This is a genomic window from Frankia canadensis (assembly GCF_900197875.1).
Taxonomy (GTDB): Bacteria; Actinomycetota; Actinomycetes; order Frankiales; family Frankiaceae; genus Frankia; species Frankia canadensis.
Window position 1 is genome coordinate 1 of the sequence record NZ_FZMO01000557.1, and the last position, 25,062, is coordinate 25,062.

Sequence of the window (25,062 nt, forward strand, 5' to 3'; positions counted from 1 at the left end):
GCCCTACCGCAGTCCCCACCACACCGCCACCCCGGGCGCGCTGGTCGGTTCCGGATCGGCCGCCATCCGGCCGGGCCTGGCGAGCCAGGCGCACCGGGGCATCCTTTTCCTGGACGAGGCTCCCGAGTTCTCCCGGCAGAGTCTCGACGCGCTGCGCCAGCCCCTGGAGAGCGGAACGATCGAGATCGCCAGGGCCCGAGTCACCGCCCGCTTCCCCGCCCGCTTCCAGCTCGTGCTCGCGGCGAATCCCTGCCCGTGCGCGCGGTCGCGGGGCGCGCGGTCGGCGGACTGCGAGTGCCCGAGCCTGGTACGCCGGCGGTACCTCGCCCGGCTGTCCGGCCCGTTGCTGGACCGCATCGACATCCAGGTGGCCCTGACCGCCCCGAGCCGGGCGGAGCTGCGGGCGGACGCGGGCCACGCCGAGTCCTCCACGCTCGTCGCCGACCGGGTCGCGCAGGCACGCCAGCGCGCCGAGGCTCGGCTGGCCGGCACTCCGTGGCGGGTGAACGCGCAGGTGCCCGGTCCCGTGCTGCGCCGTCGGTGGCCGCTGCCGCCACGGGTGACGAACCTGGCGGAGCGTGCCTTCGAGCGTGGCCTGCTCACCGCCCGCGGCCTGGACCGTGTGCTGCGCATGGCGTGGACGTTCGCCGACCTCGCCGGTCAGGCGACGCCGGGGCCGGCCCAGCTGGGCGCCGCGCTGGATCTTCGCCTGCCAGGGTGGGCGGCATGAGCGCCGAGGCCGGGGCGATCCCGGCCGCGGACGGCCCGGGCGGGCCGCCGCCGGCCGTCGTCGACGTGGACCTCATGGATCCGGAGCGGCTGGGCAGAGTGGCGCTGGCCCGGGTGTTCGGGCCCGAGTACCAGCGGGTGGCCGCGGACGTGGCCCGCCACGGCGCTGCCCAGGTCTGGGCGCGAATGCGGCCCGGGCATCCCGGCGTCGATCCGCGCCGTGATCTGGAGGCGGCGGCGCGGGCGGGCGCCCGGCTGGTCTGTCCACGGGATCCCGAGTGGCCCGCCGAGCTCAGCGCTCTTGATCGGCTCGACGGGGACGGCGGCCGGACGACGGCGGGCGCGCCGCTGTGCCTGTGGGTCCGCGGCCCGGGCGAGCTGCGGGATCTCGCGGCGCGCGCCGTGGCGGTGGTGGGTTGCCGCGCCGCTACCAGCTATGGCCTGCACCTCGCCGGTGACATCGCCTTCGCACTGGCCGAGCAGGGCTGGGCGGTCGTGTCGGGGGCGGCGTTCGGCATCGACGCGGCGGCGCACCGCGGGGCGCTCGCCGCCGAGGGCAGTACGGTCGCGGTCCTCGCGGGTGGGGTCGACGTGCCCTACCCCGCCGCGCACGTCGAGCTGCTGGCCGAGATCGCCCGGACAGGTGCCGTCGTGAGCGAGGTGGCGCCAGGGACGCCGCCCTACCGGCGGCGGTTCCTCACCCGCAACCGGGTGATCGCGGCGCTGTGCCGGGGCACCGTGCTGATCGAGGCCGGAGTGCGCAGTGGGGCACTCAACACCGTGGCGCACGCGCGTCGGCTCGGCCGCCAGGTGATGGCCGTGCCCGGGCCGGTGACGAGCGCGATGAGCGCCGGCTGCCATCGGCTGCTGCGTGACTTCCGCGAGGAGACCGCGCTGGTGACCAGCGCCGACGACGTCAGGGAGGAGATCGGCACGGTGGGGCGGTTCGCGCCGCGACCGTTGACGGCGGGAGCACGCGACGGCCTGTCGGCGGTGGTCCGGGAGTTGCTCGACGCCATGCCGGCACGGGCGCCGGTGGGCGCGTCGGTACTGGCGCGCTCGCTGGGCCTACGCCCACAGGAGGTGCTGGCGATGCTCGGCCCGCTCGTGGTCGAGGGGCTGGTCGAGTCCGTCCCTGACGGCTATCGCCTGACGGCGCTCGGCCGCGCGCCCTCGAACCCGCACGCCCGCGGTCGCGACGACCGCGCCGGCCGCTGAGCGGCTCGGCGGCGGCGCGGCCTCGACCGTGTGGCCGCCGGGCGGGGCCACATCGGGCCGTGGCGTGGGCTGGGTCTTGACGGCGGGTTCGTCGCCCGGGACGGTCCAGCCATGGCAGCGCGCGGCGTGGACGGGCACGGCTTCGGCGGGGGCAGCTCTGGCGGGGACGGCTCTGGTGGGGACGGCTCTGGCGGGGACCGTGCGAACGGCGGTGCCGCGCCGGCGGCCTCGTGGTCGGCGGGCGCCGGCACCGCTGGCGAGGGCTGGGCCGAGGCGGTCGCGACCTTCCGCCGGCATCTGCTCACCGAGCGCAACAGGTCGCCGGAGACGGTCCGTGCCTACTGCGCCGACCTGGCCAGCCTTCGGGCGCACGCGGCCCGGGCAGGCACGCCGGATCTCGCGGATCTGGACCTGACGATGCTGCGCGGCTGGCTGGCGGGTATGCGAGCCGGTGGCGCCGCGCCCGCGACCCTCGCCCGCCGTGCCTCGCTCGCACGCGGGTTCACCGCCTTCGCGGCGCGGCGTGGGTTTCTCGCCGGCGACGTCGCGGCGCGGCTCGTCGGTACCCGGGCGATCCGGCAGGTTCCGCAGGTGCTGAGCGCGGACGCGGCCCGACTGCTGCTGGAGCGGGGACCCGCGCTGGCGGGTGGGGCGACGGCGACCCGCGTGCCCGCCGGGGTCGCCGGGCGCACGGGCGGCGCCGAGCCGCGGCGGGAACGCGGGCGGGCGGTGCGGCAGGCCCTCGGCCTGCGCGACGCGGTGGTGCTGGAACTGCTCTACGGCAGCGGCGTGCGCGTGTCGGAGCTGTGCGGGATGGATCTCGGGGACGTTGACGACGAGCGCCGCCTGCTACGGGTGCATGGCAAGGGCGACCGGGATCGCAACGTCCCCTTCGGGGTACCCGCGGCGGGGGCGCTGCGGGCGTGGCGGGACGCGGGACGCCCGGTGGTGGCGACCTCACGCAGCGGGTCGGCGCTGATGCTCGGGCAGCGCGGCGGCCGGCTCGACCCGCGGGAGGTGAGACGGATCCTGGAGCGGTGCGCGGCGGCCGGCGTGGTCGCGCCGGGGCTCACCCCGCACGGCCTGCGGCATGCCGCGGCGACCCACATGCTGGAGGGCGGCGCCGACCTGCGATCCATCCAGGAGTTCCTCGGCCACGCGAGCCTCGCGACCACGCAGATCTACACCCACGTGACGCCGGAGCGCCTGCGGGCGGCCTTCGAACAGGCCCACCCCCGAGCCTGAGCCGCGCCCGCCCCGCGCGGCCGAGGATCCTGGCGAGCCGAGGCGGGCGCGGATCCCGTCAGGGAGCCATGGTGCCGGGGACCGAGCCCGGACGTGGCGCGCCCGGCTCACCGCTCTGCGCCGGCCGGGCGCCGCGGGCGGGCTGGCCGACGGGAAGCAGCCGCGGGGGAACACGCCGGAAGGATCCGAGCGGATCGAGGTACTCCTCCGCGCCGCGCACAAGTCCCCAGTGCAGGCAGGCCGCGCTGGCGCAGCCGGGATGCCCGGTCGTCAGCCAGCCGATGACGTCGCCGGCGTGGACCGCGTCGCCGGAAGCGACCGCGGGTCGCAGTGGCTCGTAGGTCGTGCGCACGCCGCCGTGGTCGACGGCGACGACCCCCCGCCCGGCGACGGGCCCCGCGTAGCTCACCGTGCCGTCCGCGGCGGCCAGGACGGGGTCGCGCGGGCGGGCGGCGAGATCGACGCCGCGATGGCCGGGGCCGTACGGGGTCGCCGGCCGGTCGAAGGCACGTGCGACCGAGACCGCCCCGCGCAGCGGCCAGCGCAGCACCGGGAGGCTGCCGGGGAGAAGCGCCGCCGGCGGCCGAGTCGGGCTGGCGGACGCGGGTGGCGGCGCGGGCGGAGGGGTTCCCGCGCCGCCACCCGCGCCCTCGGCGGCCGGCGGGGTCAGGGCCGGTCGCCGAGGGTCCCCGAGCCGGGTGGCAGGCGGCCCGGGGGGATCGTGCGGAGGGGAGAAGCCGGTGGCCCGATCGGCCGGCGCGGGTGGGATCCGCGGCGCCCGCTGGCTCGGTTCGGTGGGTGGGAGGACGACGGGAACGCCCGGGACCAGCTCGGCGCCCGGGCCGACCGTGGCCGGCGAGCGCGCCGCGGTCAGTTCGTGCCCGGTGAGGGTGAGCGGGGCTCCGTCCGCGCGGGGACCGATCGGGACATGGGTGGGCCACCCCAGCGCGAGCAGGATCGCGATCGCCGGGATGACCAACCAGAGCGGATCGAAGCGGGGCAGTCGGGGCATGACGCGGCGGCCTCCAGGATCGGGGGAGGGTGCGGCGACCGGGCGCGGTCCGGGGCCACCCGGCCGCCGCGAGCCGCACCCGCGAGAGCGGCGGAGCGGCCGGTTCCACGGTGCGGTGTTTCCGCGTCGTTGGGTAGCGCGAGGTTTCTGGCTGTGGATAACTTGCTCGGATCCTGCTGAGATTCGGCCTGCTCACTGTTTTGCCGTCAAATGTTCAGAACACCGAGGTCGTCGCTGTGGGTGACGATCTCGGCGGGGTCGATGGACGGGGGCCCCGTCGACGGGGAGTGCGCCGACCGGGTCCTCGGCCCCATGCCGCGTCGGTGCGGCCGTCGGTCGCGGCACGGTCGCCCGGCCCGTCCAGGCCGGGCGTCGGGTCGATCTTCGCGGGAGTTCGGGGCCCGCCGAGGGCGCGGAGTTGTCCGCTGGGGCCAGTGCCCGGCCGGGTATCATCGCCGTAGGGCCCGCGTTGCGAGCCCAGTTCGCACGCCCGCTTCCGGGTGCCGCTGTCGGCCACCGGAGGGGTCTCCTCGGTCCGTCGCATCGCGACGGCCACGACCACCGGGCGTCAGGGGCGCCGGCCGTCAGGCGGCGCCGTCACAACCGAGGCACCCGGCCGCGACCGGGCGGAAAGGAGCGACGCGCCATGGCCGTCGTCACCATGAAGCAGCTGCTGGAGAGCGGTGTGCACTTCGGGCACCAGACGAAGCGCTGGAACCCGAAGATGAAGCGCTACATCTTCACTGAGCGCAACGGCATCTACATTATCGACCTGCAGCAGACGCTGACCTACATCGACCGTGCCTACGACTTCGTCAAGGAGACGGTGGCGCACGGTGGCACGGTGTTGTTCATCGGTACGAAGAAGCAGGCGCAGGAGGCCATCGAGGAGCAGGCCGCCCGCGTGGGCATGCCGTACGTCAAGGAGCGCTGGCTCGGCGGAATGCTGACCAACTTCTCGACGGTCTACAAGCGTCTCCAGCGGCTCAAGGAGCTGGAGGAGATCGAGGTCACCGGCGGCACCGAGGTCCGCACGAAGAAGGAACAGCTCGTGCTGACCCGGGAGAAGGCCAAGCTGGAGCGGACGCTCGGTGGCATCCGCGACATGAGCCGGGTGCCGAGCGCGGTGTGGGTCGTCGACACGAAGAAGGAGCACATCGCGGTCGGGGAGGCGCGCAAGCTGGGCATCCCGGTCGTCGCGATCCTTGACACGAACTGCGACCCCGACGAGGTGGACTACCCGATTCCGGGCAACGACGACGCGATCCGCAGCGCGGCGCTGCTGACCCGGGTGGTCGCCGACGCCGTCGCGGACGGCCTGATGGTGCGGGCCGGCGCTGCCGGCTCCGTCGACGCCAAGCCCGAGCAGTCGACCGGCGAGGAGCCGCTGGCCGAGTGGGAGCAGGCGGTCCTGCGTGGCGAGGGCATCGCCGCCGCGGGCGGCGAGCAGCCGGCCGCCGCGGCCGCCGCGGGTGGCGAGCAGCCGGCCGCCCCGCCCGCGGGCGAGCCGGGAACCGAGGCCGCCGAGGCGCAGCCCGGCGCGCCGGTCGGCTCGGCGGTCTGAGACAGCACAGGCACACCACGCGCCGGGATGTCGTGGCGCCCCGGCGCGCCTCGCGGGAACGTTGTGCGGGTGCGGTGCCCGCCCTGGTAGGGATCGGGGCGGGCACACGCATGCCGGGGCGCCGTGACCGCGCGGGCGCCGGCGGCCAGGGCCCCGGGCGTTGCACCCAGGTGGGTGCAGGCGGCCCGGTGAATCATGTCCGTCGGCGGGCAGCGCGCCGGCGGCGAGGTGGCTCCCCGCCCGGCGGCGCGGCACCCGCACCCAGGACATCGAGAGCATTCGACCCACACCGACGAGAAGAGCACCATGGCAGACATCACAGCCGCTGACATCCGCAAGCTCCGGGAGCTGACCGGTGCCGGGATGAGCGACGTCAAGAAGGCTCTGGTCGACCACGACGGCGACTTCGAGAAGGCGAAGGCCTGGCTGCGGGAGAAGGGCAAGGCCCAGGTGGCCAAGCGCGCCGCCCGCAGTGCCGCCAACGGCCTGGTCGAGTCCTACCTGCACCGGTCGGACCCGCAGCTGCCGCCGACCCTCGGCGTGCTCGTCGAACTGCGGTGCGAGACGGACTTCGTCGCGAAGACGGAGGACTTCAAGCAGCTCGCCCGCGACCTCGCCCAGCACATCGCCGCCGCGGATCCGCTCTACGTGTCCGCCGACCAGGTCCCGAACGAGGTCCTGGAGGCGGAACGCAGGATCTACGAGGCGGCCGCCCGCGAGGAGGGCAAGCCCGAGCCGGCGATCGCGAAGATCGTCGATGGTCGGGTCAACGGCTACCTCAAGGCGAGCGTCCTGCTCGACCAGCCCTGGGTGAAGGACGGCAAGGTGACCATCGGCTCCCTGCTCGACCGGGCTGGCGCGTCGCTCGGCGAGAAGATCGAGGTCGGCCGGTTCTCCCGGTTCAACATCAGGCAGGCCTGAACACGGATCTCGGGACCGGCGGGTGGTCGAGTCGACCACCCGCCGGTTTCGCGTTGCGGGTCCGGTCGGCCCGGGGGAGGGCGCGTGCGGGCGACCCGCCCGCGCGAGCGGCCGGGCGACCCAGCTGGTGACCCGGTTGATGTGGTCGTTTGATGTGGTCGGCGTGGCGTGTCACCCCCGGCTGCCCGTCGGCGACCTCGTGCGGGAGACTGTTTGGGACGGCTGTGCGATCCCGCCGGACAGGCGCCGGCGCGCCGGGCAGCCCGAGTCCTCCCGTGGATCGGTAGGCGGTAGTGCCCCGGGCGGGCGGCGTGACGCCGCCGCCGTCGGTACCGGGCGGATGTCGGCGAGTCGGAGTGGACGGAAGGAACAGCGGTGATCGACGACACGCTTCTCGATGCCGAGGAGAAGATGGAGAAGGCCGTCTCGGTCGCCAAGGAGGATTTCGCGAACATCCGCACCGGACGTATCACGCCGGCGGTCTTCTCCAAGATCCTGGTGGACTACTACGGTGCGCCCACGCCGGTCCAGCAGCTCGCCTCGTTCCACATTCCCGAGCCGCGCATGGTGATCATCACCCCGTACGACAAGTCGTCGCTGGGGGCGATCGAGAAGGCGGTTCGCGACTCGGACCTGGGCGTCAATCCCAGCAACGACGGAACGATCATTCGCATCGTGTTTCCGGAGCTCTCCGAGCAGCGCCGCCGTGACCTGGTGAAGGTCGCGCGGACCAAGGCGGAGGACGCCAGGATCAGCATCCGCAACGTGCGCCGCCACGCCAAGGACGGCATCGACCGCGTCGTGCGTGACGGCGAGGCCGGTGAGGACGAGGGACGGCGCGCGGAGAAGGATCTCGACGAGGCCACGCACCGGTATGTCGGCCAGGTGGACGAGCTCCTCCGCCTCAAGGAAGCGGACCTGCTGTCAGTCTGACCATCCTCGCCGCGGCCGCGCTGGTGTGTCCCTCGCCTCGTACTCCCGCGATCCCGCCCGTCCTCGCGGCACCCGCGTGCCGTCGGCGTTCGCGCGGCGACGTGGCGGCGGGCCGTCGGCGGGCCCCGCACGCCGTGGTGTTCGTCCGTTCAGTCCGCCTCTGTCAGGATGCAGGCCTTCATGACGGCAGTCGACGGCCCAGCCGTGGTTGACGGCGGGCAACGGGGAGACATCCGGGCGACTGGTGCCGCCGCGGCGCCCGGAACCGGGTCGCCGCCGGGCATCGACGTCTCGGAGGCCGCCGGTGCGAACGGCTCCGCGGCGAACGGCTCCGCGGCGGGCCACGGTTCGTCCGGTCATGGTTCGTCGGGCGACGCCGTGTCCGGCGGTGGCTCGGATCGCGGTGCCTCGCCGGCGGGCGCCTCATCGGGCGGTGCGCCGCCCTCCCGCTCCCGCGCGGGGCGTGACCTGCCCGCGGCGATCGCCGTCGGCCTGGTGCTCGGCGCGATCATCCTGGTTCCCCTGTTCACGGTGCGGGCCGCCTTCGTGGGCGTGATCAGCGTCGCGATCGCGACGGGCACCGCGGAGGTGATCCGCGCCGTGCGGCTCACCGGGGTTCGGGTACCGGTGGTGCCACTGGTGGCCGGTGCCCTCGCGATGCCACCGGCCGCCTATGCCGCCGGGACGACCGGGCTGGTGCTGACGCTCGCCGTGACGATCGGCGCGGGGCTTGCGCTCCGTCTGCCCGGCCCATCGGACGGACTGGTTCGGGACCTGGCCGGGATCGCCTTCGTCGCCGGGTACGTCGGCTTCCCGGCGGGATTCGCCGCGCTGCTGACCGAGCCGTCCGACGGGCGCTGGCGCGTCGTCGCGTTCCTCGGCACGGTGGTGGCCAGTGACGTCGGCGGCTACGCGGCGGGCGTACTGTCCGGCGGCCGGCACAAGATGGCTCCGAGCGTGTCGCCCGGCAAGTCCTGGGAGGGATTCGCCGGCTCGGTGATCGCCTGCGTGATCGTGGCGAGTGTCCTGGTCGCCTGGCCGCTGGGCGGGGAGATCTGGCAGGGCGCGCTGCTCGGGCTCGCCACGGCCTGCACGGCGACAGTCGGCGATCTGGGCGAGTCACTGCTCAAACGGGACATCGGCATCAAGGACATGGGGAACCTGCTGCCCGGCCACGGCGGGATCATGGATCGTCTGGACTCGCTGTTGTGCACCGCGCCTGTGGCCTGGCTGCTGCTCGGCGCCTTTGTCACCACCTAGCGGACGTCCTCCCGGCGGCCGGTCATCGCGCGTCGAGTACTGGTCACGATCCGCTGTCGGCGCGGCGGCCGGACGATCGCCGCATTCGTCTCCATGCGGGGCTGCTGGCACACTGGAACGGCGATGACTCCCACGACCGCCGAATCCGTCTCCGCCGACGGGCCCGCCCCCGCCGGGGCCGGCCGGCCGGTCCGCCTGTCGCTGACCCGGCGAGCGGCGCGGCCCGCCCCCCACCTCGCGGACCTCTCCGTCGCCGAACGCCGGCAGGTCGCGGTCTCGCTGGGGCAGCCGGCCTTCCGCGCCGACCAGCTGTCGCGGCACTACTTCGCCCGGCTCGTCGACGCCGCCGGCGGCGAGGCGATGACGGATCTGCCCGACCGGATCCGCGAGCCGCTGGTCGCGGCACTTCTGCCGCCGTTGCTCGCCCCGGCCGCCACCGTCGGCTGCGACGACGGGCAGACCCGCAAGACCGCCTGGCGCACGCCGGACGGCGCCCTCCTCGAGTCCGTGATCATGCGCTACCCGGACCGGGCGACGGTGTGCGTGTCCAGCCAGGCCGGCTGCGGGATGGGCTGCCCGTTCTGCGCCACCGGGCAGGGCGGCCTGACCCGCAACCTGTCGACGGCGGAGATCGTGGAGCAGGTCGTGCACGCCGCCCGGGCGTTGCGCCGTGGGGAGCTCGGCAGCGGCGAGGTCCGGCTGTCGAACGTGGTCTTCATGGGCATGGGCGAGCCGCTGGCCAACTACGGGGCCGTGACGGCGGCGCTGCGCCGCCTGATCGCGCCGCCGCCGGAGGGGCTCGGGCTGTCCGCCCGCGGGCTGACGGTGAGCACGGTGGGCCTGGTCCCGGCCATGCGGCGGCTCGCGGCCGAGGGACTGCCGGTCACGCTCGCGGTGTCGCTGCACGCCCCGGACGACGAGCTGCGCGACGAGCTGGTCCCGGTGAACAACCGCTGGCCGATCGCCGAGGTGCTCGCCGCGGCCTGGGAGTACGCCGAGCGGACCGGGCGGCGGGTCAGCATCGAATACGCGCTGATCGACGGCGTCAACGACGATCCGGCCCGGGCCGACGCGCTCGCTACGCTGCTCGCCGGACGACTCGCGCACGTCAACCTCATCCCGCTCAACCCGACGGCGGGGTCGTCCTGGCAGGCGAGCGCGCCGGCCGGGCAGCGCGTGTTCGTCCGGCGGCTGCGGGAGCGCGGCATCGCCACCACTGTGCGTGACACCCGGGGTCGGGAGATCGCGGCGGCCTGCGGTCAGCTGGCCGCCGAGCCCCGCGAGCGCGGCGGACCGGCGCGGCCGGTGGACGCCGCACCTGACGGCAGCCGTGTCCTACGGTAGCCCGGCGAACCGGCGCCGCGGCACTCTGCGGCACCGCACGCGCACGACCAACACGGTGTGGCTGCCGATCACCGCGGCGGCGGGTGTGCTGTTGCTGTTGCTGTGGTACGCGATGTCGCGGGACGGTGGCCCCGCGCGCTCCTCGTCCGCGGAGTCGGCCGCTGGCGTGCCGGGGGGCGACCGGCAGCGGGCGGCGGCCGCGGTCACGGCGTCGCCGACGCCCACCGTGCCGCCGCCGCCGACGAGTGGCTGCGTCACCGGCCGCACCCTGCCCACGGGCATCAGCATCCGGACCCTGCGCGTCGGCGGGGTCGACCGCACGTACGCCCTCGCGGTGCCCGCCGCCGGCGCGCCCGCCCGGCCGCTGCCGCTGATCCTCACCTTCCACGATCTCAACCAGACCAGCGACGACCTGGAGGCCTACACCCGACTGGCCGACCAGGGGACGAAGGCCGGTTTCGCGGTGGCCGCGCCGCTCGGGGCGCAGGGCCGGTGGAACTTCCCCCGCTCATCCGCGGTCGGGCCGGATGACGTGCTGTTCACCGGTCTGCTGCTGAACGAGCTCGCCGGGCGGATGTGCCTCGACGCGAAACGGATCTTCGCCACGGGCTACGCCGACGGCGGGAACATGGTGCTCACCGTGCTGTGCGGGCTGCCCGGCCGCTTCTCCGCGGCGGTGACGGTCGCCTCCAGCGCGCTGCCGGCGTCCTGCGCCGCGCCGTCGACGAACCTGCTGGAGATCCACGGCACGGCCGACGCCATCGCGCCGATCGGCGGCGGGGGGCCGCCGCGCCCGGCGCCGTTCGCCGGGCTGGTCGCCCAGTCGGCCACCGACAGGCTCGCCCGCTACGCCTCCGCGCTCGGCTGTAGCGGGGCGAAGCAGTCCGCCCGGGACACGGCCGCCTGGGAGCGCACGATCTGGAGTGGCTGCCCCGACGGGCGCACCGTCGGGCTGCTGGCCATGCAGGGGGGTGGGCACACCTGGCCCGGGGCGCAGGCCCGCCCGGCGCTCGGGCCGACCTCGGACGCCTTCAGCGCCACCGTCATCGCCCTGACGTTCTTCGGCTACACGCCGGGTGCCTCCCTTCAGGGTGGCACCGTGGTGCCTGGCCCGTCGGTGGGCCCCCAGACGCCGGGGGCGCCCGCCGCGGGGGCCACCCCATCGGCTACCGCCGCGCCGGTTCAGCCGACGCCGACAGCGAGCGCCGCCCCAACGGAGGGTGACGCTCCGGACGGCGCGGGAGCGTCGGGGACGCCCTCCGCCTCGGCCACACCGTCGCCGACCTCCACGAACGGTTGATCGCGGCGCCCGCCGGGCCGGCCATGGGCCCAGGACGGCGGGTCCGGAGCCGGCCGCCGAGCGGGCGGGACGAAGGGCACGGTGGGTGTTCACCACCGGACCCATTGCGCATCTTCGGGTGGCACCTGTCATGAACCGAACAGGGCGCCGCCGAGCCGGCGGGCGGCCTGCGAGAATGGAGATGTGGTGGAGGCTTCGAACCTGCGTGAAGTTGTTCTGCTCGGGTCGACCGGCTCGATCGGAACCCAGGCCATAGACGTCATACGCCGCAATCCGCAGCGCTTCCGGGCGGTGGCGCTGATGGGTGGCGGGTCCCGGGTGGACCTGCTTGCTGCCCAGGCGCTCGACCTCGGTGTCGCCGCGGTGGGCGTGGCCGCGGCGTCCGCGGCCCAGGATCTGCAGCTCGCCTTCTTCGCGGAGGCGACGCGGCGGGGGTACCGCAAAGGGGAGTTCGCGGTCCCGAAGATCCTCGCCGGGCCGGACGCGGCGAGCGAGATCGCCGCGTGGCCCTGCGACGTCGTGCTCAACGGCATCACCGGCTCGGTGGGCCTGGCGCCGACGCTCGCGGCGCTGGCCGCGGGGCACACGGTGGCCCTGGCCAACAAGGAGTCGCTGGTCGCCGGGGGTCCCCTCGTCCTCGACGCGCTCGGTGGCGACCCGGACCGGCTCGTCCCGGTGGACTCCGAGCACTCCGCGCTCGCCCAGTGCCTGCGCGGGGGTCGTCAGGAGGAGGTCCGCAAGCTGGTCCTCACGGCCAGCGGCGGTCCGTTCCGGGGCCGCCGGCGCGAGGAGCTCGCCGCGGTCACCCCGCAGCAGGCCCTGGCCCACCCGACGTGGGACATGGGCCCCGTGGTCACGATCAACTCCGCGACGCTGATGAACAAGGGCCTCGAGCTGATCGAGGCGCATCTGTTCTTCGGCGTGCCCTACGACGACATCGAGGTCGTCGTGCATCCCCAGTCCCTGGTGCACTCGATGGTCGAGTTCACCGACGGGTCCACCATCGCCCAGGTCTCCCCGCCGGACATGCGCCTGCCGATCGCGCTGGCGCTGGGCTGGCCGCGGCGGGTGGCCGAGGCGCAGCCGCCGATGGACTGGACCCGGGCCCAGGCGCTGACCTTCGAGCCGCTCGACGGCGTCGCCTTCCCCGCGGTCGAACTCGCCCGTACGGCCGGTCGCCGGGGCGGCACGGCGCCCGCGGTGTTCAATGCGGCCAACGAGGAGGCGGTCGCCGCCTTCCTGGCCGGGCGCCTGCCCTTCGTCCGTATCGTCGATCTGGTGGCCGAGGTCATCGCCGAGCACGAGGTCGTCGATCACCCCACGCTCGACGAGGTGTTCGCCACCGAGCGGGCCGCGCGGGACGCGGCGCAGCGGTTGATCCGGCGCGAGAGCGAACGGGAAACGGTGTGAGTCACGTTCTGCTCGCGGGGCCGCGTGGGCCCCTCCCGGTGGGCCCCCGGCGTCGCGGTGCGGGGTGGAGGCCGGTCTGATGGAGATTCTCGGCATCGTGGCGTTCGCCGCGGCGCTGCTCGTGTCCGTGGTGGCGCACGAGGGCGGGCACTTCGTCACCGCCCGGCACTACGGCATGAAGGCCTCGAAGTTCTTCGTCGGATTCGGCCCGACGATCTGGTCGCGTCAGCGGGGCGAGACCGAGTACGGCGTCAAGCTCATCCCCGCCGGCGGCTTCGTCAAGATCGAGGGAATGACGCCGCTGGAGGAGATCGATCCCGCGGACGAGCCGCGCGCGTTCCACAACGCCCGCGCCCGCGCCCGGCTGGTGGTCATGTCCGCCGGCTCCGTCGTGCACTTCATCATCGCGATCGTGCTGATCTACGGGGTGCTCGTCACCCTGGGCACCACCAGGGTCAGCGAGACGAAGATCGGTGCGACGAGCTGCGTGGCGACGACGGCGTCCTGTTCCGGGCCCGGTCCCGCCGCCGCGGCGGGCCTGCGTCCCGGCGACCGGATCGTGAGCTTCGACGGCGTCGCGGTGTCGACCTGGCAGGACTTCACCCGCCGGGTGCGTGGCCACGGCGCCGGGCCGGCCACGCTCGTGGTCGAGCGGGATGGCCGCGATCTCACCCTGAGGCCCGATCTCGTCGAGGTCCTCCGCGACCGCGAGACCGGCCAGGCGGGCAACGACCGGGTCGGCGCGCTCGGTGTCAAGCCGGGCCTCGACACCGAGCGGTACGGCCCGCTCGAGGCGGTGCCACGCACGTTCGACGTCATCGGTTCCGGTTTCACCGGGATGTACGACACACTGACCCACCGAATCGACGACCTCGGCAAGATCTTCAGCAAAGACCGTGATCCCGAGGGCTTCATCAGCGTCGTGGGAGCCGCCCGGATCGGCGGGGACGTCGTCTCGGCGCCGGACACCTCCGGGACCGACCGCGTCCGCCAGTTCCTCATCCTGGTCGCGGCGATCAACCTCGCGGTCGGCATCTTCAACCTGCTGCCGCTGCTACCGCTCGACGGTGGCCACATCGCGGTGCTGGGCTTCGAGCAGGCCCGGCACGGTCTGCGCAGGCTGCGCGGTTACCGTGGACCGGTCAAAAAGGTTGACTTCGCCAAACTATTACCAGCCACGTACGCCACGGTTGTCGTACTGCTCGGATTCAGCCTGCTCCTCCTGTCCGCCGACATCGTCAACCCGATCCGCCTGAACCAGTGACCCCGCACGGGCACCCGCGTCCGTGCGCCCCACTGCCCTGCGTCCCGCAGCCGACAGGCCGAATCAGTCGCACGTCGATCATCTTTTCCGATTCGCCAGTGAGGACAACGTGACCGTTACTCTGGGCATGCCAACCGCTCCGGCCCGACCGCTCGGAACGCGGCGCAAGAGCCGGCAGATCCACGTGGGCAACGTCCCGGTCGGGGGCGACGCTCCGGTCTCCGTTCAGTCGATGTGCACGACGTTGACCTCGGACGTCAACGCGACGCTGCAGCAGATCGCCCAGCTGACCGCGTCGGGATGCCAGATCGTCCGGGTCGCCGTGCCGAGCCAGGACGACGCCGACGCGCTCGCGGCGATCGCCCGCAAGTCCCCCATTCCCGTGATCGCGGACATCCACTTCCAGCCGAAGTACGTCTTCGCCGCGATCGACGCCGGCTGCGCCGCGGTCCGCGTCAACCCCGGCAACATCAAGGCGTTCGATGACAAGGTCGGCGAGATCGCCCGCGCCGCGAAGGGCGCCGGCATCCCGATCCGGATCGGCGTCAACGCCGGTTCGCTCGACAAGCGCCTGCTCGCCAAGTACGGCAAGGCCACCCCCGAGGCGCTCACCGAGTCGGCGCTGTGGGAGTGCTCGCTGTTCGAGGAGCACGACTTCCGCGACATCAAGATCTCGGTGAAGCACCACGACCCGGTCGTCATGATCCAGGCCTACCGCCTGCTCGCCCAGTCGTGCGACTATCCGCTGCACCTCGGGGTGACCGAGGCGGGCCCGGCGTTCCAGGGCACGGTGAAGTCCTCGGTGGCATTCGGCGCGCTGCTCGCCGAGGGCATCGGCGACACCATCCGGGTCTCGCTGTCCGCGCCGCCGGTCGAGGAGGTCAAGGTCGGCGCCGCCATCCTGGAGTCCCTGGGACTGCGGGAGCGTAAGCTCGAAATCGTGTCCTGCCCGTCCTGCGGGCGGGCGCAGGTCGATGTCTACACCCTCGCCAACCAGGTCAGCGCCGGTCTCGAAGGCATGGAGGTCCCGTTGCGGGTCGCCGTGATGGGATGCGTCGTCAACGGGCCGGGCGAGGCTCGGGAGGCCGACCTCGGTGTCGCGTCCGGTAACGGCAAGGGGCAGATCTTCGTCCGCGGCGAAGTGATCAAGACCGTGCCGGAGGCGCAGATCGTGGAGACCCTCATCGAGGAGGCCATGCGGCTGGCCGAGCAGATGACGGCGGAGGGCGCCGCCTCCGGCGAGCCCACCGTCAGCGTCAGCTAGTCGGTTCGACCGGATGGGCCTGCCGCTGCGCTCCGCGCCGACGAGACTGCTCGACGATCGGGACCTTCCCGCGGTGCGCGAGCTGCTGGCCCGCAATCCGGTCGCCGACGTCTTCGTCGCCTCGCGGGTCGAGGCCGCCGGCCTCGACCCGTGGCGGCTCGGCGCGGAGATGTGGGGCCACCTGGTCGACGGCCGGCTGGCCGCGCTGTGCTACTCCGGTGCCAATCTCTGGCCCGTGGCGGCGGGACCCGCCTCGGCACGGCTGTTTGCCGAGCGGGCCCGCCGGCAGGGGCGGCGCTGTTCCTCCATCGTCGGTGTCTCCTCGTCGGTCATGGCGATGTGGCGGCAGCTGGAGCCCACCTGGGGTCGGGCCCGTGAGGTCCGCGCCGACCAGCCGCTGCTCGTGATCGACGGTCCGCCGCTGGTCGCCCCCGATCCGCAGGTCCGGCCGGTCCGCCCCGACGAGCTGGACATCCTGCTCCCGGCCTGTATCGCGATGTTCACCGAGGAGATCGGCGTCTCGCCGGTGCTGGCCGACGGTGGCACGCTCTACCGGGCCCGCGTCGCCGAGTTCATCGGCCAGCGGCGTTCGTTCGCCCACATCGCCGACGGCCGAGTGCTGTTCAAGGCGGAGATCGGGGCCGTCGCCGGCGACGTCTGCCAGATCCAGGGCGTGTGGGTCGACCCCGCCCTGCGCGGGCGCGGCCTTGGCGCGGCCGGCACGGCCAGCGTCGTCGCACTCGCCCGGGCGTCGCTCGCGCCCCAGGTGAGCCTGTACGTCAACGACTTCAACCACGCCGCCCGCCGGGTCTACGAGCGGGTCGGCTTCCGCCGCGTCGGCACCTTCGCCTCGATCCTCTTCTAGGATCCCGCGCTCCGCCGGCCCACCCACGCTGACCCACTGACGCTGACGGTCTCGCCGATCCTCTCTCGCGTCGGCTTCGACCAGAGAGCGGAGTCCGGGGCGGACTTCCCGTGGGTGGGAAGGGGAGTGCAGGGAACAGCGGCACCGTGTCGCGAACACGGCGTGTCGTGTCCGGTTTGTCCATAGTGTCGTGACACGGACCGCCGCCAAGTGGTCACAACGCTGCCAGAGCCGGCCGGTGCGGCCGCCGGGGCGCCGAGGCTGTGCTCCGCGGGACGCGGGTCGTTGACGGCCCAGGGCGGGGGAGAACGGCGCTCGCCGTTGGGCCTCGGCCGGCTGGTCGCCGGGCCGGGCCCGCCGCCCGGGATGGCCTGTCCCGGTCTTCTTCTGGTCCGCGGGTGGTGCCCCGCTCCGCCGCTGATGTCCTGTTTATCTGCTGTGGGTGATTTGCCCTGGTCAATTGTTGCTGATCTATGTCACAACGATGTCGTCACATGGCCAGGATCAGGGCCATCTGGCATGCTTACCATCCCGATGGCTTCGATCGACTTGCGTGGCGTGGGCCGGACAGCCCGCGTGAACTGGGGGTTCTTCATGAAACCGAGCAGGCTGTGGCGCGCGCTGACGCCACTGATCACCGCGGGGGCGCTTGCGCTGGCGGTGGTGGGCTGCTCGAGCTCGGGCAGTGACGAGACCTCCTCGGCGTCCGCGACGCCCGGCCAGGCCAGTGGCACGCTGCGGCTCGGCTACTTCCCGAACCTGACCCACGCCCCGGCGCTCTACGGCGTGGAGAAGGGCATCTTCGCCAAGAACCTCGGCTCCGGCGTCACGCTGAAGACCTCGACGTTCAACTCTGGCACTCAGGAGGCCGAGGCCATCCTGTCCGGGGCCCTCGACGCCGCCTACATCGGCCCGAACCCGGCGGCGAACAGCTTCATCAAGTCGCACGGTGAGGCGATCCGGATCGTCTCCGGCGCCACCTCCGGCGGCGCGTCGCTGGTCGTGCGCCCGGACATCACCTCGGTGGCGCAGCTCAAGGGCAAGACCCTCGCCACGCCCGGCCTCGCGAACACCCAGGACGTGGCGCTGCGCTACTTCCTGAAGAAGAACGACCTGAGCACCGACACCCAGGGCGGCGGCGACGTCTCGATCAAGCCGCAGGACAACTCCCTGACAGTCGACGCGTTCACGAACAAGGCCATCGACGGCGCCTGGGTGCCCGAGCCGACCGCGTCCCGCCTGGTCGCCGCGGGCGGCAAGGTGCTGGTCAACGAGGCCGACCAGTGGCCCGAGACCAAGGGCCAGTTCGTCACGACGGTGCTGCTCGTGCGGACCGACTATCTCAAGAAGAACCCCGAGATCGTCCGGCGGCTCGTCGCGGCGAACGTCGAGTCGATCAACGGCCTCAACGCCGACCGCGACGCGTCGGCGAAGGTCACGAACACCGCGCTCGGCAAGCTCGCCGGCAAGCCGCTGTCCGACGCGGTGCTGACCTCGGCCTGGAAGTCGCTGACGTTCACCCCGGACCCGATCGCCGCCTCGCTGCTGCTGTCCGCGAAGCACCAGCAGGAGCTCGGCCTGATCAAGGACCCGAAGCTGGACGGGATCTTCGACCTGACGATCCTCAACGACATCCTGTCCAAGCAGGGCAAGCCGACCGTCTCCGACTCCTGATCCGACCGGCGTCCCGGGCCCACCTGCCCGGGACGCCACCCGCACGACGGGGGGGATGATTCCGTGACCACTGCCCTGACCGGCTCAGCTGTCGATACCGGCGCGGCCGCCCAGGCCGACACGGCGCTGCGCATCGACGGCGTCAGCCGCGTCTTCGGTGCCGGTCCCGCGCGCGTCCAGGCGCTCGACGACGTGTCCCTCGAGGTTCGCGCCGGTGAGTTCGTCTGTCTGCTCGGGGCGTCCGGCTGCGGCAAGTCCACTCTGCTCGGGCTCGTCGCGGGGCTCGACGCCCCCAGCGCCGGGACGGTCGACACCACCGGTCGCCGGGTGGGGATGATGTTCCAGGACTCGGCGCTGCTGCCGTGGCTGACCGCGGGCGGCAACGTCGAGGTGCCGTTGAAGCTGCGCGGGATCCGCAAGGCGGAGCGCCGGGAGCGGACCGAGCGGCTGCTCTCCATGGTCCGCCTCGCCGGGATGGCCGACCGGCGCCCGCACGAGCTCTCCGGCGGCATGCGCCAGCGGGTCAGCCTCGCCCGGGCGTTCGCCCAGGAGGCGGACATCCTGTGCATGGACGAGCCGTTCGGCGCGCTCGACGCGATGACCCGCGACCTGCTGCACGACGAGCTCGAGCGGATCTGGCGGGAGACCGGTGTCACGGTCCTGTTCGTCACCCACGACGTGCGCGAGGCGGTCCGCCTCGGGGACCGGATCGTCCTGCTGTCCTCCCGGCCCGGCCGGGTCGCGGAGATCTTCGACGTCGACATCGACCGGCCACGGCGGATCGACTCCGCCCATGTCGCCGAGCTCGCCACGACGGTGACGGCCCGGCTGCGCGAGGAGGTGGGCCGCCATGGCCACTGAGATCGATGTGCCCACCCGGGCGCACGAGCGGCCGGACCTCGCCAAGGCCCGGCCGGGTGACGCGCCCGAGGTCGACGCGACCCTCGCCGGCCTCGACGCGCTCGACATCCCCACCGCGCGGCGGGCGCCGCTGCTCGCGAGGTCCTGGGCGGCGACGTGGCCCAAGCTGGGCGCGCTGGTGCTGTTCCTGCTGCTGTGGCAGGTGGTCGTCTGGACGGGTTGGAAGCCGACCTACGTGCTGCCCGGTCCCGTTACCGCGTTGCGGGAGTTCGGCAGCCGGCTCGGTACCGGTCACTTCTGGGAGGCGCTCGCCAGGACCCTGGTCCGCGCGGTCGAGGGGTACGCCCTCGCCGTCCTGATCGGCGGAGTGGTCGGTGTCGCGGTCGCCCGCTTCACCCTGCTGCGCACGGCCGTGGGCTCGTTCATCACCGCCCTGCAGACAATGCCCTCGATCGTCTGGTTCCCGCTCGCGATCCTGCTGTTCAAGCTGAGCGAGTCGGCGATCATGTTCGTGGTGATCCTCGGTGCGGCGCCCTCGGTCGCCAACGGGGTGATCTACGGCGTCGACTACGTGCCGCCGCTGCTGGTGCGGGTCGGGCGCAGCATGGGGGCCCGCGGGTTCTCCCTGTACCGCCACGTGGTGGCGCCGGCCGCGCTGCCCTCGGTGCTCGCTGGGCTCAAACAGGGCTGGGCGTTCGCCTGGCGCAGCCTGATGGCCGGTGAGCTGCTGGTGATCGTGCCCGGCCACCCGTCGATCGGCGCGGACCTGCAGAACTCCCGCGAGCTGATCGACACGGTCGGCGTGATGGCATCGATGATCACGATCTTCGTGGTCGGGGTGATCGTCGACGCGGCCTTCAATGCCGCCGACGCCCGGATGCGCCAGCGTCGCGGCCTCGTCGCCGAGGGCAACTCCGCGGTCCGGGCGGCCCGCGGTCGGCGAAAGCCGCCGAACGACGGGGCGGGGGCCAACGAGCGGGCGAACGCGATCACCGCGATCGACGCCGCTGTGATCGGAACAGCGCCCGACGCGTCCTCCGGCGGCCACGCGGGCTAGGGGCGAACTCCGAGGCCTGGCACACCCGGCAGGCCGCCGGGCGCGGCGGCGCCCGACCCGGCGGGCGGCCTGACAACCTGTCCGGGGCGTTGCCCGGGGTGGGGCGGCACAATGGGCGCATGCAGATCTCCGCTCGCGCCGACTACGCGCTGCGCGCACTCCTCACGTTGGCGGCGAGCGACGGCCAGCTCGTCAAGGGCGAGTCGCTCGCCCTGGCGCAGGATCTGCCGTTGCGTTTCCTCGAGAACATCCTCACCGACCTGCGCCGGGCGGGACTCGTCCAGAGCCGCCGCGGTGCCGACGGTGGCTACCAGTTGGGCCGTCCCGCCGATCAGATCACCGTGGCCACCGTGATCAGGGTGACCGACGGTCCGCTCGCCAGCGTGCGCGGGCGCCGGCCGGAGGAGGCCAACTACGAGGGGGCGGCCAAGAACCTGCAGGACGTCTGGATCGCCGTGCGGGTCAACCTGCGCCGCGTGCTCGAGAACGTGACCTTGGCCGACGTCGCCGGTGGCCGGCTCCCGGACGTCGTCACGACGCTGAGCAACGACCCGGACGCCTGGACCACCCGGTGATCTGATCCCGCGGCGCGCCGTACCCGTCCGAGCCGGACCTGCCCGGGCCGTACCGTCCCGGATCGGGGTTGGCGGTCGCGGTGGTCAGACCGCGCCGGGAAGGGCCCGGGTCGCCGTGGCCGGCGGGAGGCCGGCAGACAGTCGGGCCCGCTGGGCGCGGATCGCCGCGCCGCCCAGCGCGTCGACGGCCAGCCGGCGGGATCTGGCCGACAGGACGGCGGTCGCGTCGTGCGCCGCGGCCGCGCAGGCGTCCTCGACCTGAGCGAGCACCCGCAGCGCCGCCGCGACGCTCACCGGCGCCGCGGGCAGCCGGTAGGCCGGCAGCGCGGCCGGCGGCCGCGCCCCCTCGGCCTGCAGGGCGGAGACGAGCGCGTCGCGCAGCTCGCGGTGGGCGAGCCAGGCGGAGCGGGCGAGTTCCCGGGCCGCCGCGGCCGGCGGCCCCAGCGGTGCGAGGGCGCCGCCAGCGGTGGCGGTGGCGTAGATCGCGGCGTGGCACGCCTCGAGCATCGCGCCGAGCGCCCCGACGGCGGCCTCCTGGTCCAGTCGCGGGGCGGGCTGCCCGTCGGCCTCGGCCGCGGCGAGCACCCGGGCCGTCCGGGACGCGTCCCCGCTCATCGGGCCGCCCCGGCGGGGTCGCCGGCCTGGGCGAGGTAGGCGCCGAGCAGCTCCACCCGGGCGTCACTGGCGGCGTACAGGCTGGCGAGCAGCGGGGCGAGCGCGCCGGTGACCCGCAGGCTGTCGGCGTGCGCGGCGGCCGCCGCGCCGCGTTCCGCGCCGTGCAGGTCGGTGAGGGTCGCCCGCTGTGCCGCCGGCGCGTCGTCGACGTCGGTTGAGGTCATACCGATACTAGGGGTGACGGCTGTGACACCTGGGGTGACGCCTGTGCCCTGCGTGGTGCCGGACCCGCTCGGGGTGCTCGAGGCGGTGCCGGCCGGGGCCGGCGCCGCGACCGGAACCTGGGCGACGATCGTCGACACGGCGACCTCGTGATGGGCCCGCAGGGAGTCCAGCAGCGTGCGCAGCGAGGGATGCTGGGCCGCGGCGGCACGGTAGGCGGCGGCCAGCGCGCCCGAGCGGGCGGCGGCGGTGCGCGCGGCGGCGACGTCCCCGGGGGGCAGGCCGCCGTCGGGGCCGGTGGCGGTGGACTCCGTCGTGGAGCAGCCGGCGACGAGGGCCCCGGCGAGGCCGGCGAGGGCCAGGCCGCCAAGCCCGGTCAGGATCTGCCGCCGAGTGCGGGTGGGATCGGCGGTGCACGTAGGCTATGGATCTCACCCGCCGGCCGGCTGCCATCCCACGGCCCGGCGGGGGTATGCGTTGGTTGGCGTGGTGGTCGCCGCGGTGTGCGAGAGCATGCCGTGGGTCGTCGTCGTCCGAGGGTGCCGGATCCGGGTGGACTTTGGTCCTGGTCGGGGTATCGCCCTGATGGCCGGGGTGGTGCGCTCCGGTCGCCCCGGTCGTCATCATCCCCGCGCGGCGGCGCGGGCGGTCGCCGCCGGACTCGCCCCACGGCGGGCGGTCGGTGCGCGTCTGTCCCCGCGCGGCGGTGTAGTAGGTCCGTCGGCGGGGGCGCCCGCGCGCCGGCGGGACGCCGAAGGTCGGTGGACCGGGAGCGCGGGCGGAGCGTTGGGTGGTCGGTCGGGCGGGCCGGCGGGATTGATCGGAACAGCATGCACGCGGGAGAGGACACAGCAGTGGCAGGGGCGGGGGAGTCCGGCCGGGGTCGCGACGGCGGCGACGCCCGCGGTCGTGGGCGTGATCGCGGGCGCGGGGACGCCGGTGGCGGCCGCGGTCGCGCGGATGTCGGTCGGGCCGATGTCGGTCGGGCCGACGGAGGTCGCGGCGACGAGGGCGGCCGGGCGGCGGCCGGTCGGCGGGCGGAGCCGGTCGCACCTCGGTTGCGGGAGCGGCTGTCGTCCGTTCTCGAGCCCGCCGGCTTCGATCTCGAGGATGTCGCCGTGACCCGGGCGGGCTCGCGCAGCCTGGTCCGGGTGGCCGTGGACCGCGACGGCGGCATCGACCTGGACGCGGTGGCGGAGGCCAGCCGGCTCGTGTCGGAGGCCCTCGACGCGGCGGAGGCCGCGGGGGAGGCGTTCACCGCGGGCCCGTACGTGCTGGAGGTCACCTCCCCGGGAGTCGACCGACCCCTGACGGCTCCCCGGCACTGGCAGCGTGCCGTCGGCCGGCTGGTGACCGTGCGGGGTGCCGACGGCGCCGAACTGTCCGGCCGCGTGCTCTCCGCCGACGAGTCGGGCGCCGACCTCGCCGTGCCCACCGGGCCGGTCCAGCGTGGCCGTCCGCCGCGGCGCAAGGTGACGCGCGTGCACTTCGAGAGGGTCGCACGAGCGACGGTCGAGGTCGAGTTCTCGGCCTCGGAGTATGATGATCTTTCTGGCGACCTGTCGACCCGCCCCGTGGGCGACGCGGCGGGCTCGCCGGACGTCCCGGATACCCCGGGCATTCCGGACTCGCCGCGGCTGCCGGGTGCCCCGGCGTCCGACGACTCCCCGGCGCAGTCGGGGCCGGAAGGTGACAACGAGGGCCGTCAGGTCGACGCCCAGGGCGCGGCCGGTGAGGAGATGACCCGGTGAAGCTCGACGTGGCCGCGCTGCGCGGGATCGAGCGGGAGAAGGACATCGCCTTCGACACCCTCGTACAGGCGATGGAGACGGCCCTGCTCACGGCCTATCACCACACCGCCGGGTCGGCGCCCGACGCCCGGGTGGTCATCGACCGCACCACGGGGGAGGTGTCCGTCCTCGCCCGTGAGGAAGGTCCCGACGGGACCAGTCGGGAGTACGACGACACACCGGCGGACTTCGGCCGGATCGCGACGATGACCGCCAAGCAGGTCATCATGCAGCGGCTGCGGGAGGCCGCGCAGGAGGTCACTTACGGGCAGTACGCGGACCGCGAGCACGAGGTCGTCTCGGGCGTGGTGCAGCACCACGAGCAGCGGGCGGGATCCCGGGTCGTGCTGGTCGACCTGGGCACCGTCGAGGGCGTCCTGCCGCTGGCCGAGCAGGTGCCGGGTGAGCGGCTCGAGCACGGCGATCGGATCAAGTGCTATGTGGTGCATGTCGCCCGGGGCCCGCACGGCCCCACCGTGACGCTGTCGCGGACCCATCCGGAGCTGGTCAAGGGCCTGTTCCGGCTGGAGGTGCCCGAGGTCGCCGACGGCACCGTCGAGCTCGCGGCGATCGCGCGGGAGGCGGGTCATCGCAGCAAGATCGCTGTGCGGTCGAAGGTGGCGGGCGTCAATCCCAAGGGCGCCTGCATCGGCCCGATGGGCAGCCGGGTGCGGGCCGTCATGGCCGAGCTGCGGGGTGAGAAGATCGATATCGTGGACTGGTCCGCCGACCCGGCGACCTTCGTCGGCAGCGCACTGTCGCCCGCCCGGGTGGCCCGGGTCGAGGTCACCGACCTCGCGAGCCGTTCCGCGCGCGTTGTGGTGCCCGACTACCAGCTCTCGCTCGCCATCGGTCGGGAGGGGCAGAACGCCCGGCTGGCCGCCCGGTTGACCGGCTGGCGCATCGACATCCACTCCGACGCGGAGGACCGGGACGGCGCGGCGGGCGGTGGGCAGGCCGAGCCCGCGCCGGGCGGTGCCCCGCGCCGCTCCGGTCCGCCGGCGGTGCCGCGTCGATCTTCCGCTGCCGGTGGTCCCTCTCGGGGGCGGGCGGGATAGACTTTATGATGGCGTGTCGTGCGGAGCCCATCCGTACCTGTATCGGATGTCGAAGCCGTGCGCCGAGTTCCGACCTTCTGCGTATCGTCGTGGACGGCGGTGAGCTCCTGCCGGACGCTCGTCGTCGTATGCGTGGTCGGGGTGCGCATGTGCATCCTGATCTTGCCTGTCTCGATCTCGCGGAGCGCCGCAAGGCGTTTCCCCGGGCACTGCGAGTGCCGGGTCCGCTTGGTTCGAGGCAGGTCAGGCAGTACCTGGAGCGGTCCTGTGCCGAGCCGACCGGGTCCCCGTCGCGGGATCTGGTCGGCGGAGCGGCTCCAGGCGGAAGAGAAATCAGGTAAAGAGGTAGTGGGTCAGGTCCGCGGCAGCGGAGCGCCCGGACAGACGGGACGGATGCCGGCCATCGCCGGTGGACGGACCGGCAGGCGGCGCCAGATGACGTCGACAGGGAAGCGGGTCGAGACAGCGATGATCGCTCAATGAGCACCCAGCCATGATCACGACCGGCAGGTAACGAGGTCACGCGGGCACGGACCGCGGGCCGAACGAAGGAGCACCGTGGCAGGAAAGGCCCGCGTACACGAGCTCGCCAAGGAGCTTGGTGTCGACAGCAAGACCGTGCTCGCCAAGCTGAAGGACCTCGGCGAGTTCGTGAAGTCCGCTTCGTCCACCGTCGAGGCCCCCGTCGTCCGCAAGCTGAAGGAAGCGTTCCCCGGCGAGGGTGGCCCGGCCACCGGCGGTCGTCCGGGCGGTCGTCCCGCCGGGAACGGTGCGCGCCCGATGCCGCCGCCGCGTCCCGGCCCCGCCCCCCGGCCGGGCCCACGGCCCGTTCCCGGTCGTCCGAGTCCGGCCGGCCGGCCGGACTCGGACGACCGGGAACG

Annotated in this window: 24 protein-coding genes; 21 read left to right on the forward strand and 3 right to left on the reverse strand. The window is 73.8% G+C overall.

The features are described 5' to 3' along the window. The 3 genes from C1A33_RS32240 to C1A33_RS32250 form a co-directional block, all read left to right on the forward strand. A partial coding sequence (locus C1A33_RS32240; protein ID WP_133150907.1) for an ATP-binding protein occupies window positions 1-730 on the forward strand: 730 nt, incomplete at its 5' end. Then, window positions 727-1,947 (forward strand): DNA-processing protein DprA, encoded by a 1,221-nt coding sequence (dprA, locus tag C1A33_RS32245; RefSeq protein ID WP_423748177.1) that lies wholly within the window; start codon window positions 727-729, stop codon window positions 1,945-1,947. The genes C1A33_RS32240 and dprA, both read left to right, overlap by 4 nt. Window positions 1,948-2,058: 111 nt before the next feature. Further along, entirely contained in the window at window positions 2,059-3,192 is a 1,134-nt protein-coding gene (locus C1A33_RS32250; RefSeq protein WP_101836274.1) for a tyrosine recombinase XerC, read from the forward strand. A 58-nt stretch (window positions 3,193-3,250) separates the two neighbouring features. Here C1A33_RS32250 and C1A33_RS32255 read toward each other — a convergent pair whose 3' ends face one another. Then, a complete protein-coding gene (locus tag C1A33_RS32255) occupies window positions 3,251-4,204 on the reverse strand; it encodes a M23 family metallopeptidase (protein ID WP_101836257.1) in 954 nt (317 codons plus the stop codon). A gap of 646 nt (window positions 4,205-4,850) precedes the next feature. Between C1A33_RS32255 and rpsB the strand changes: the two genes are divergently transcribed. The 14 genes from rpsB (at window position 4,851) to C1A33_RS32325 (ending at window position 20,496) form a co-directional block, all read left to right on the forward strand. Then, window positions 4,851-5,768 carry a 30S ribosomal protein S2 gene (gene rpsB / locus C1A33_RS32260; RefSeq protein ID WP_101836259.1) on the forward strand — a complete coding sequence of 306 codons (918 nt, stop codon included), beginning with the start codon at window positions 4,851-4,853 and terminating at the stop codon, window positions 5,766-5,768. Between the two features lie 306 nt (window positions 5,769-6,074). Further along, window positions 6,075-6,689 (forward strand): translation elongation factor Ts, encoded by a 615-nt coding sequence (locus C1A33_RS32265; RefSeq protein ID WP_101836260.1) that lies wholly within the window; start codon window positions 6,075-6,077, stop codon window positions 6,687-6,689. Between the two features lie 375 nt (window positions 6,690-7,064). Further along, window positions 7,065-7,622, forward strand: a complete 558-nt coding sequence (gene frr / locus C1A33_RS32270; RefSeq protein ID WP_101836261.1) for a ribosome recycling factor — start codon at window positions 7,065-7,067, stop codon at window positions 7,620-7,622. A gap of 180 nt (window positions 7,623-7,802) precedes the next feature. Next, window positions 7,803-8,882, forward strand: a complete 1,080-nt coding sequence (locus tag C1A33_RS32275; RefSeq protein ID WP_243408147.1) for a phosphatidate cytidylyltransferase — start codon at window positions 7,803-7,805, stop codon at window positions 8,880-8,882. 123 nt (window positions 8,883-9,005) lie between these two features. Continuing rightward, window positions 9,006-10,226, forward strand: coding sequence for a dual-specificity RNA methyltransferase RlmN (gene rlmN, locus C1A33_RS32280; protein ID WP_101836262.1), 1,221 nt, complete (start codon window positions 9,006-9,008; stop codon window positions 10,224-10,226). Then, entirely contained in the window at window positions 10,213-11,526 is a 1,314-nt protein-coding gene (locus C1A33_RS32285) for a CE1 family esterase (protein ID WP_101836263.1), read from the forward strand. The genes rlmN and C1A33_RS32285 overlap by 14 nt, the downstream gene beginning before the upstream one ends. Window positions 11,527-11,712: 186 nt before the next feature. After that, window positions 11,713-12,936, forward strand: a complete 1,224-nt coding sequence (gene dxr / locus C1A33_RS32290; protein WP_101836264.1) for a 1-deoxy-D-xylulose-5-phosphate reductoisomerase — start codon at window positions 11,713-11,715, stop codon at window positions 12,934-12,936. 79 nt (window positions 12,937-13,015) lie between these two features. Continuing rightward, window positions 13,016-14,200, forward strand: coding sequence for a M50 family metallopeptidase (locus tag C1A33_RS32295; protein ID WP_101836276.1), 1,185 nt, complete (start codon window positions 13,016-13,018; stop codon window positions 14,198-14,200). 109 nt (window positions 14,201-14,309) lie between these two features. Then, window positions 14,310-15,464: a flavodoxin-dependent (E)-4-hydroxy-3-methylbut-2-enyl-diphosphate synthase gene (ispG, locus tag C1A33_RS32300; RefSeq protein ID WP_101836265.1), complete on the forward strand. Its 1,155-nt coding sequence runs from the start codon at window positions 14,310-14,312 to the stop codon at window positions 15,462-15,464. Window positions 15,465-15,477: 13 nt separating this feature from the next. Beyond that, the gene (locus C1A33_RS32305) at window positions 15,478-16,329 is read left to right on the forward strand and encodes a GNAT family N-acetyltransferase (RefSeq protein WP_101836266.1); all 852 of its coding nucleotides are present in this window, start codon (window positions 15,478-15,480) and stop codon (window positions 16,327-16,329) included. Between the two features lie 594 nt (window positions 16,330-16,923). Beyond that, window positions 16,924-18,003, forward strand: a complete 1,080-nt coding sequence (locus C1A33_RS32310) for an ABC transporter substrate-binding protein (protein WP_101836277.1) — start codon at window positions 16,924-16,926, stop codon at window positions 18,001-18,003. Window positions 18,004-18,066: 63 nt separating this feature from the next. After that, window positions 18,067-18,864, forward strand: coding sequence for an ABC transporter ATP-binding protein (locus C1A33_RS32315; protein WP_243408148.1), 798 nt, complete (start codon window positions 18,067-18,069; stop codon window positions 18,862-18,864). Continuing rightward, window positions 18,854-19,921 carry an ABC transporter permease gene (locus C1A33_RS32320; RefSeq protein ID WP_101836267.1) on the forward strand — a complete coding sequence of 356 codons (1,068 nt, stop codon included), beginning with the start codon at window positions 18,854-18,856 and terminating at the stop codon, window positions 19,919-19,921. Before C1A33_RS32315 ends, C1A33_RS32320 begins: the two co-directional genes overlap by 11 nt. Before the next feature lie 119 nt (window positions 19,922-20,040). Next, the gene (locus C1A33_RS32325; protein ID WP_101836268.1) at window positions 20,041-20,496 is read left to right on the forward strand and encodes an RrF2 family transcriptional regulator; all 456 of its coding nucleotides are present in this window, start codon (window positions 20,041-20,043) and stop codon (window positions 20,494-20,496) included. A gap of 84 nt (window positions 20,497-20,580) precedes the next feature. On the opposite strand, the gene C1A33_RS32330 is transcribed toward C1A33_RS32325, so the two are convergent. Then, window positions 20,581-21,111, reverse strand: coding sequence for a DUF4439 domain-containing protein (locus tag C1A33_RS32330; protein WP_101836269.1), 531 nt, complete (start codon window positions 21,109-21,111; stop codon window positions 20,581-20,583). After that, a complete protein-coding gene (locus tag C1A33_RS37215; RefSeq protein ID WP_243408149.1) occupies window positions 21,108-21,335 on the reverse strand; it encodes a hypothetical protein in 228 nt (75 codons plus the stop codon). Before C1A33_RS37215 ends, C1A33_RS32330 begins: the two co-directional genes overlap by 4 nt. 852 nt (window positions 21,336-22,187) lie before the next feature. Between C1A33_RS37215 and rimP the strand changes: the two genes are divergently transcribed. The 4 genes from rimP to C1A33_RS32355 form a co-directional block, all read left to right on the forward strand. Further along, a complete protein-coding gene (gene rimP / locus C1A33_RS32340) occupies window positions 22,188-23,084 on the forward strand; it encodes a ribosome maturation factor RimP (RefSeq protein ID WP_279354740.1) in 897 nt (298 codons plus the stop codon). Then, window positions 23,081-24,181 (forward strand): transcription termination factor NusA, encoded by a 1,101-nt coding sequence (nusA, locus tag C1A33_RS32345; RefSeq protein ID WP_101836272.1) that lies wholly within the window; start codon window positions 23,081-23,083, stop codon window positions 24,179-24,181. The genes rimP and nusA overlap by 4 nt, the downstream gene beginning before the upstream one ends. Window positions 24,182-24,189: 8 nt before the next feature. Next, the gene (locus C1A33_RS32350) at window positions 24,190-24,522 is read left to right on the forward strand and encodes a YlxR family protein (RefSeq protein WP_101836279.1); all 333 of its coding nucleotides are present in this window, start codon (window positions 24,190-24,192) and stop codon (window positions 24,520-24,522) included. 217 nt (window positions 24,523-24,739) lie between these two features. Beyond that, on the forward strand, window positions 24,740-25,062 hold a 323-nt coding region (locus C1A33_RS32355), incomplete at its 3' end, for a translation initiation factor IF-2 N-terminal domain-containing protein (protein ID WP_207770598.1).

What these genes read in the sequence shown, in the direction of transcription:
- C1A33_RS32320 (WP_101836267.1), top strand. Translation starts at nt 18,854, where the DNA reads ATGGCCACTGAGATCGATGTGCCCACCCGGGCGCACGAGCGGCCGGAC.
- C1A33_RS32275 (WP_243408147.1), top strand. Translation starts at nt 7,803, where the DNA reads ATGACGGCAGTCGACGGCCCAGCCGTGGTTGACGGCGGGCAACGGGGA.
- C1A33_RS32305 (WP_101836266.1), top strand. Translation starts at nt 15,478, where the DNA reads ATGGGCCTGCCGCTGCGCTCCGCGCCGACGAGACTGCTCGACGATCGG.
- C1A33_RS32325 (WP_101836268.1), top strand. Translation starts at nt 20,041, where the DNA reads ATGCAGATCTCCGCTCGCGCCGACTACGCGCTGCGCGCACTCCTCACG.
- rlmN (WP_101836262.1), top strand. Translation starts at nt 9,006, where the DNA reads ATGACTCCCACGACCGCCGAATCCGTCTCCGCCGACGGGCCCGCCCCC.
- dprA (WP_423748177.1), top strand. Translation starts at nt 727, where the DNA reads ATGAGCGCCGAGGCCGGGGCGATCCCGGCCGCGGACGGCCCGGGCGGG.
- rpsB (WP_101836259.1), top strand. Translation starts at nt 4,851, where the DNA reads ATGGCCGTCGTCACCATGAAGCAGCTGCTGGAGAGCGGTGTGCACTTC.
- C1A33_RS32265 (WP_101836260.1), top strand. Translation starts at nt 6,075, where the DNA reads ATGGCAGACATCACAGCCGCTGACATCCGCAAGCTCCGGGAGCTGACC.
- C1A33_RS32295 (WP_101836276.1), top strand. Translation starts at nt 13,016, where the DNA reads ATGGAGATTCTCGGCATCGTGGCGTTCGCCGCGGCGCTGCTCGTGTCC.
- C1A33_RS37215 (WP_243408149.1), bottom strand. Translation starts at nt 21,335, where the DNA reads ATGACCTCAACCGACGTCGACGACGCGCCGGCGGCACAGCGGGCGACC.
- C1A33_RS32310 (WP_101836277.1), top strand. Translation starts at nt 16,924, where the DNA reads ATGAAACCGAGCAGGCTGTGGCGCGCGCTGACGCCACTGATCACCGCG.
- C1A33_RS32330 (WP_101836269.1), bottom strand. Translation starts at nt 21,111, where the DNA reads ATGAGCGGGGACGCGTCCCGGACGGCCCGGGTGCTCGCCGCGGCCGAG.
- C1A33_RS32250 (WP_101836274.1), top strand. Translation starts at nt 2,059, where the DNA reads ATGGCAGCGCGCGGCGTGGACGGGCACGGCTTCGGCGGGGGCAGCTCT.
- C1A33_RS32350 (WP_101836279.1), top strand. Translation starts at nt 24,190, where the DNA reads ATGGCGTGTCGTGCGGAGCCCATCCGTACCTGTATCGGATGTCGAAGC.
- C1A33_RS32255 (WP_101836257.1), bottom strand. Translation starts at nt 4,204, where the DNA reads ATGCCCCGACTGCCCCGCTTCGATCCGCTCTGGTTGGTCATCCCGGCG.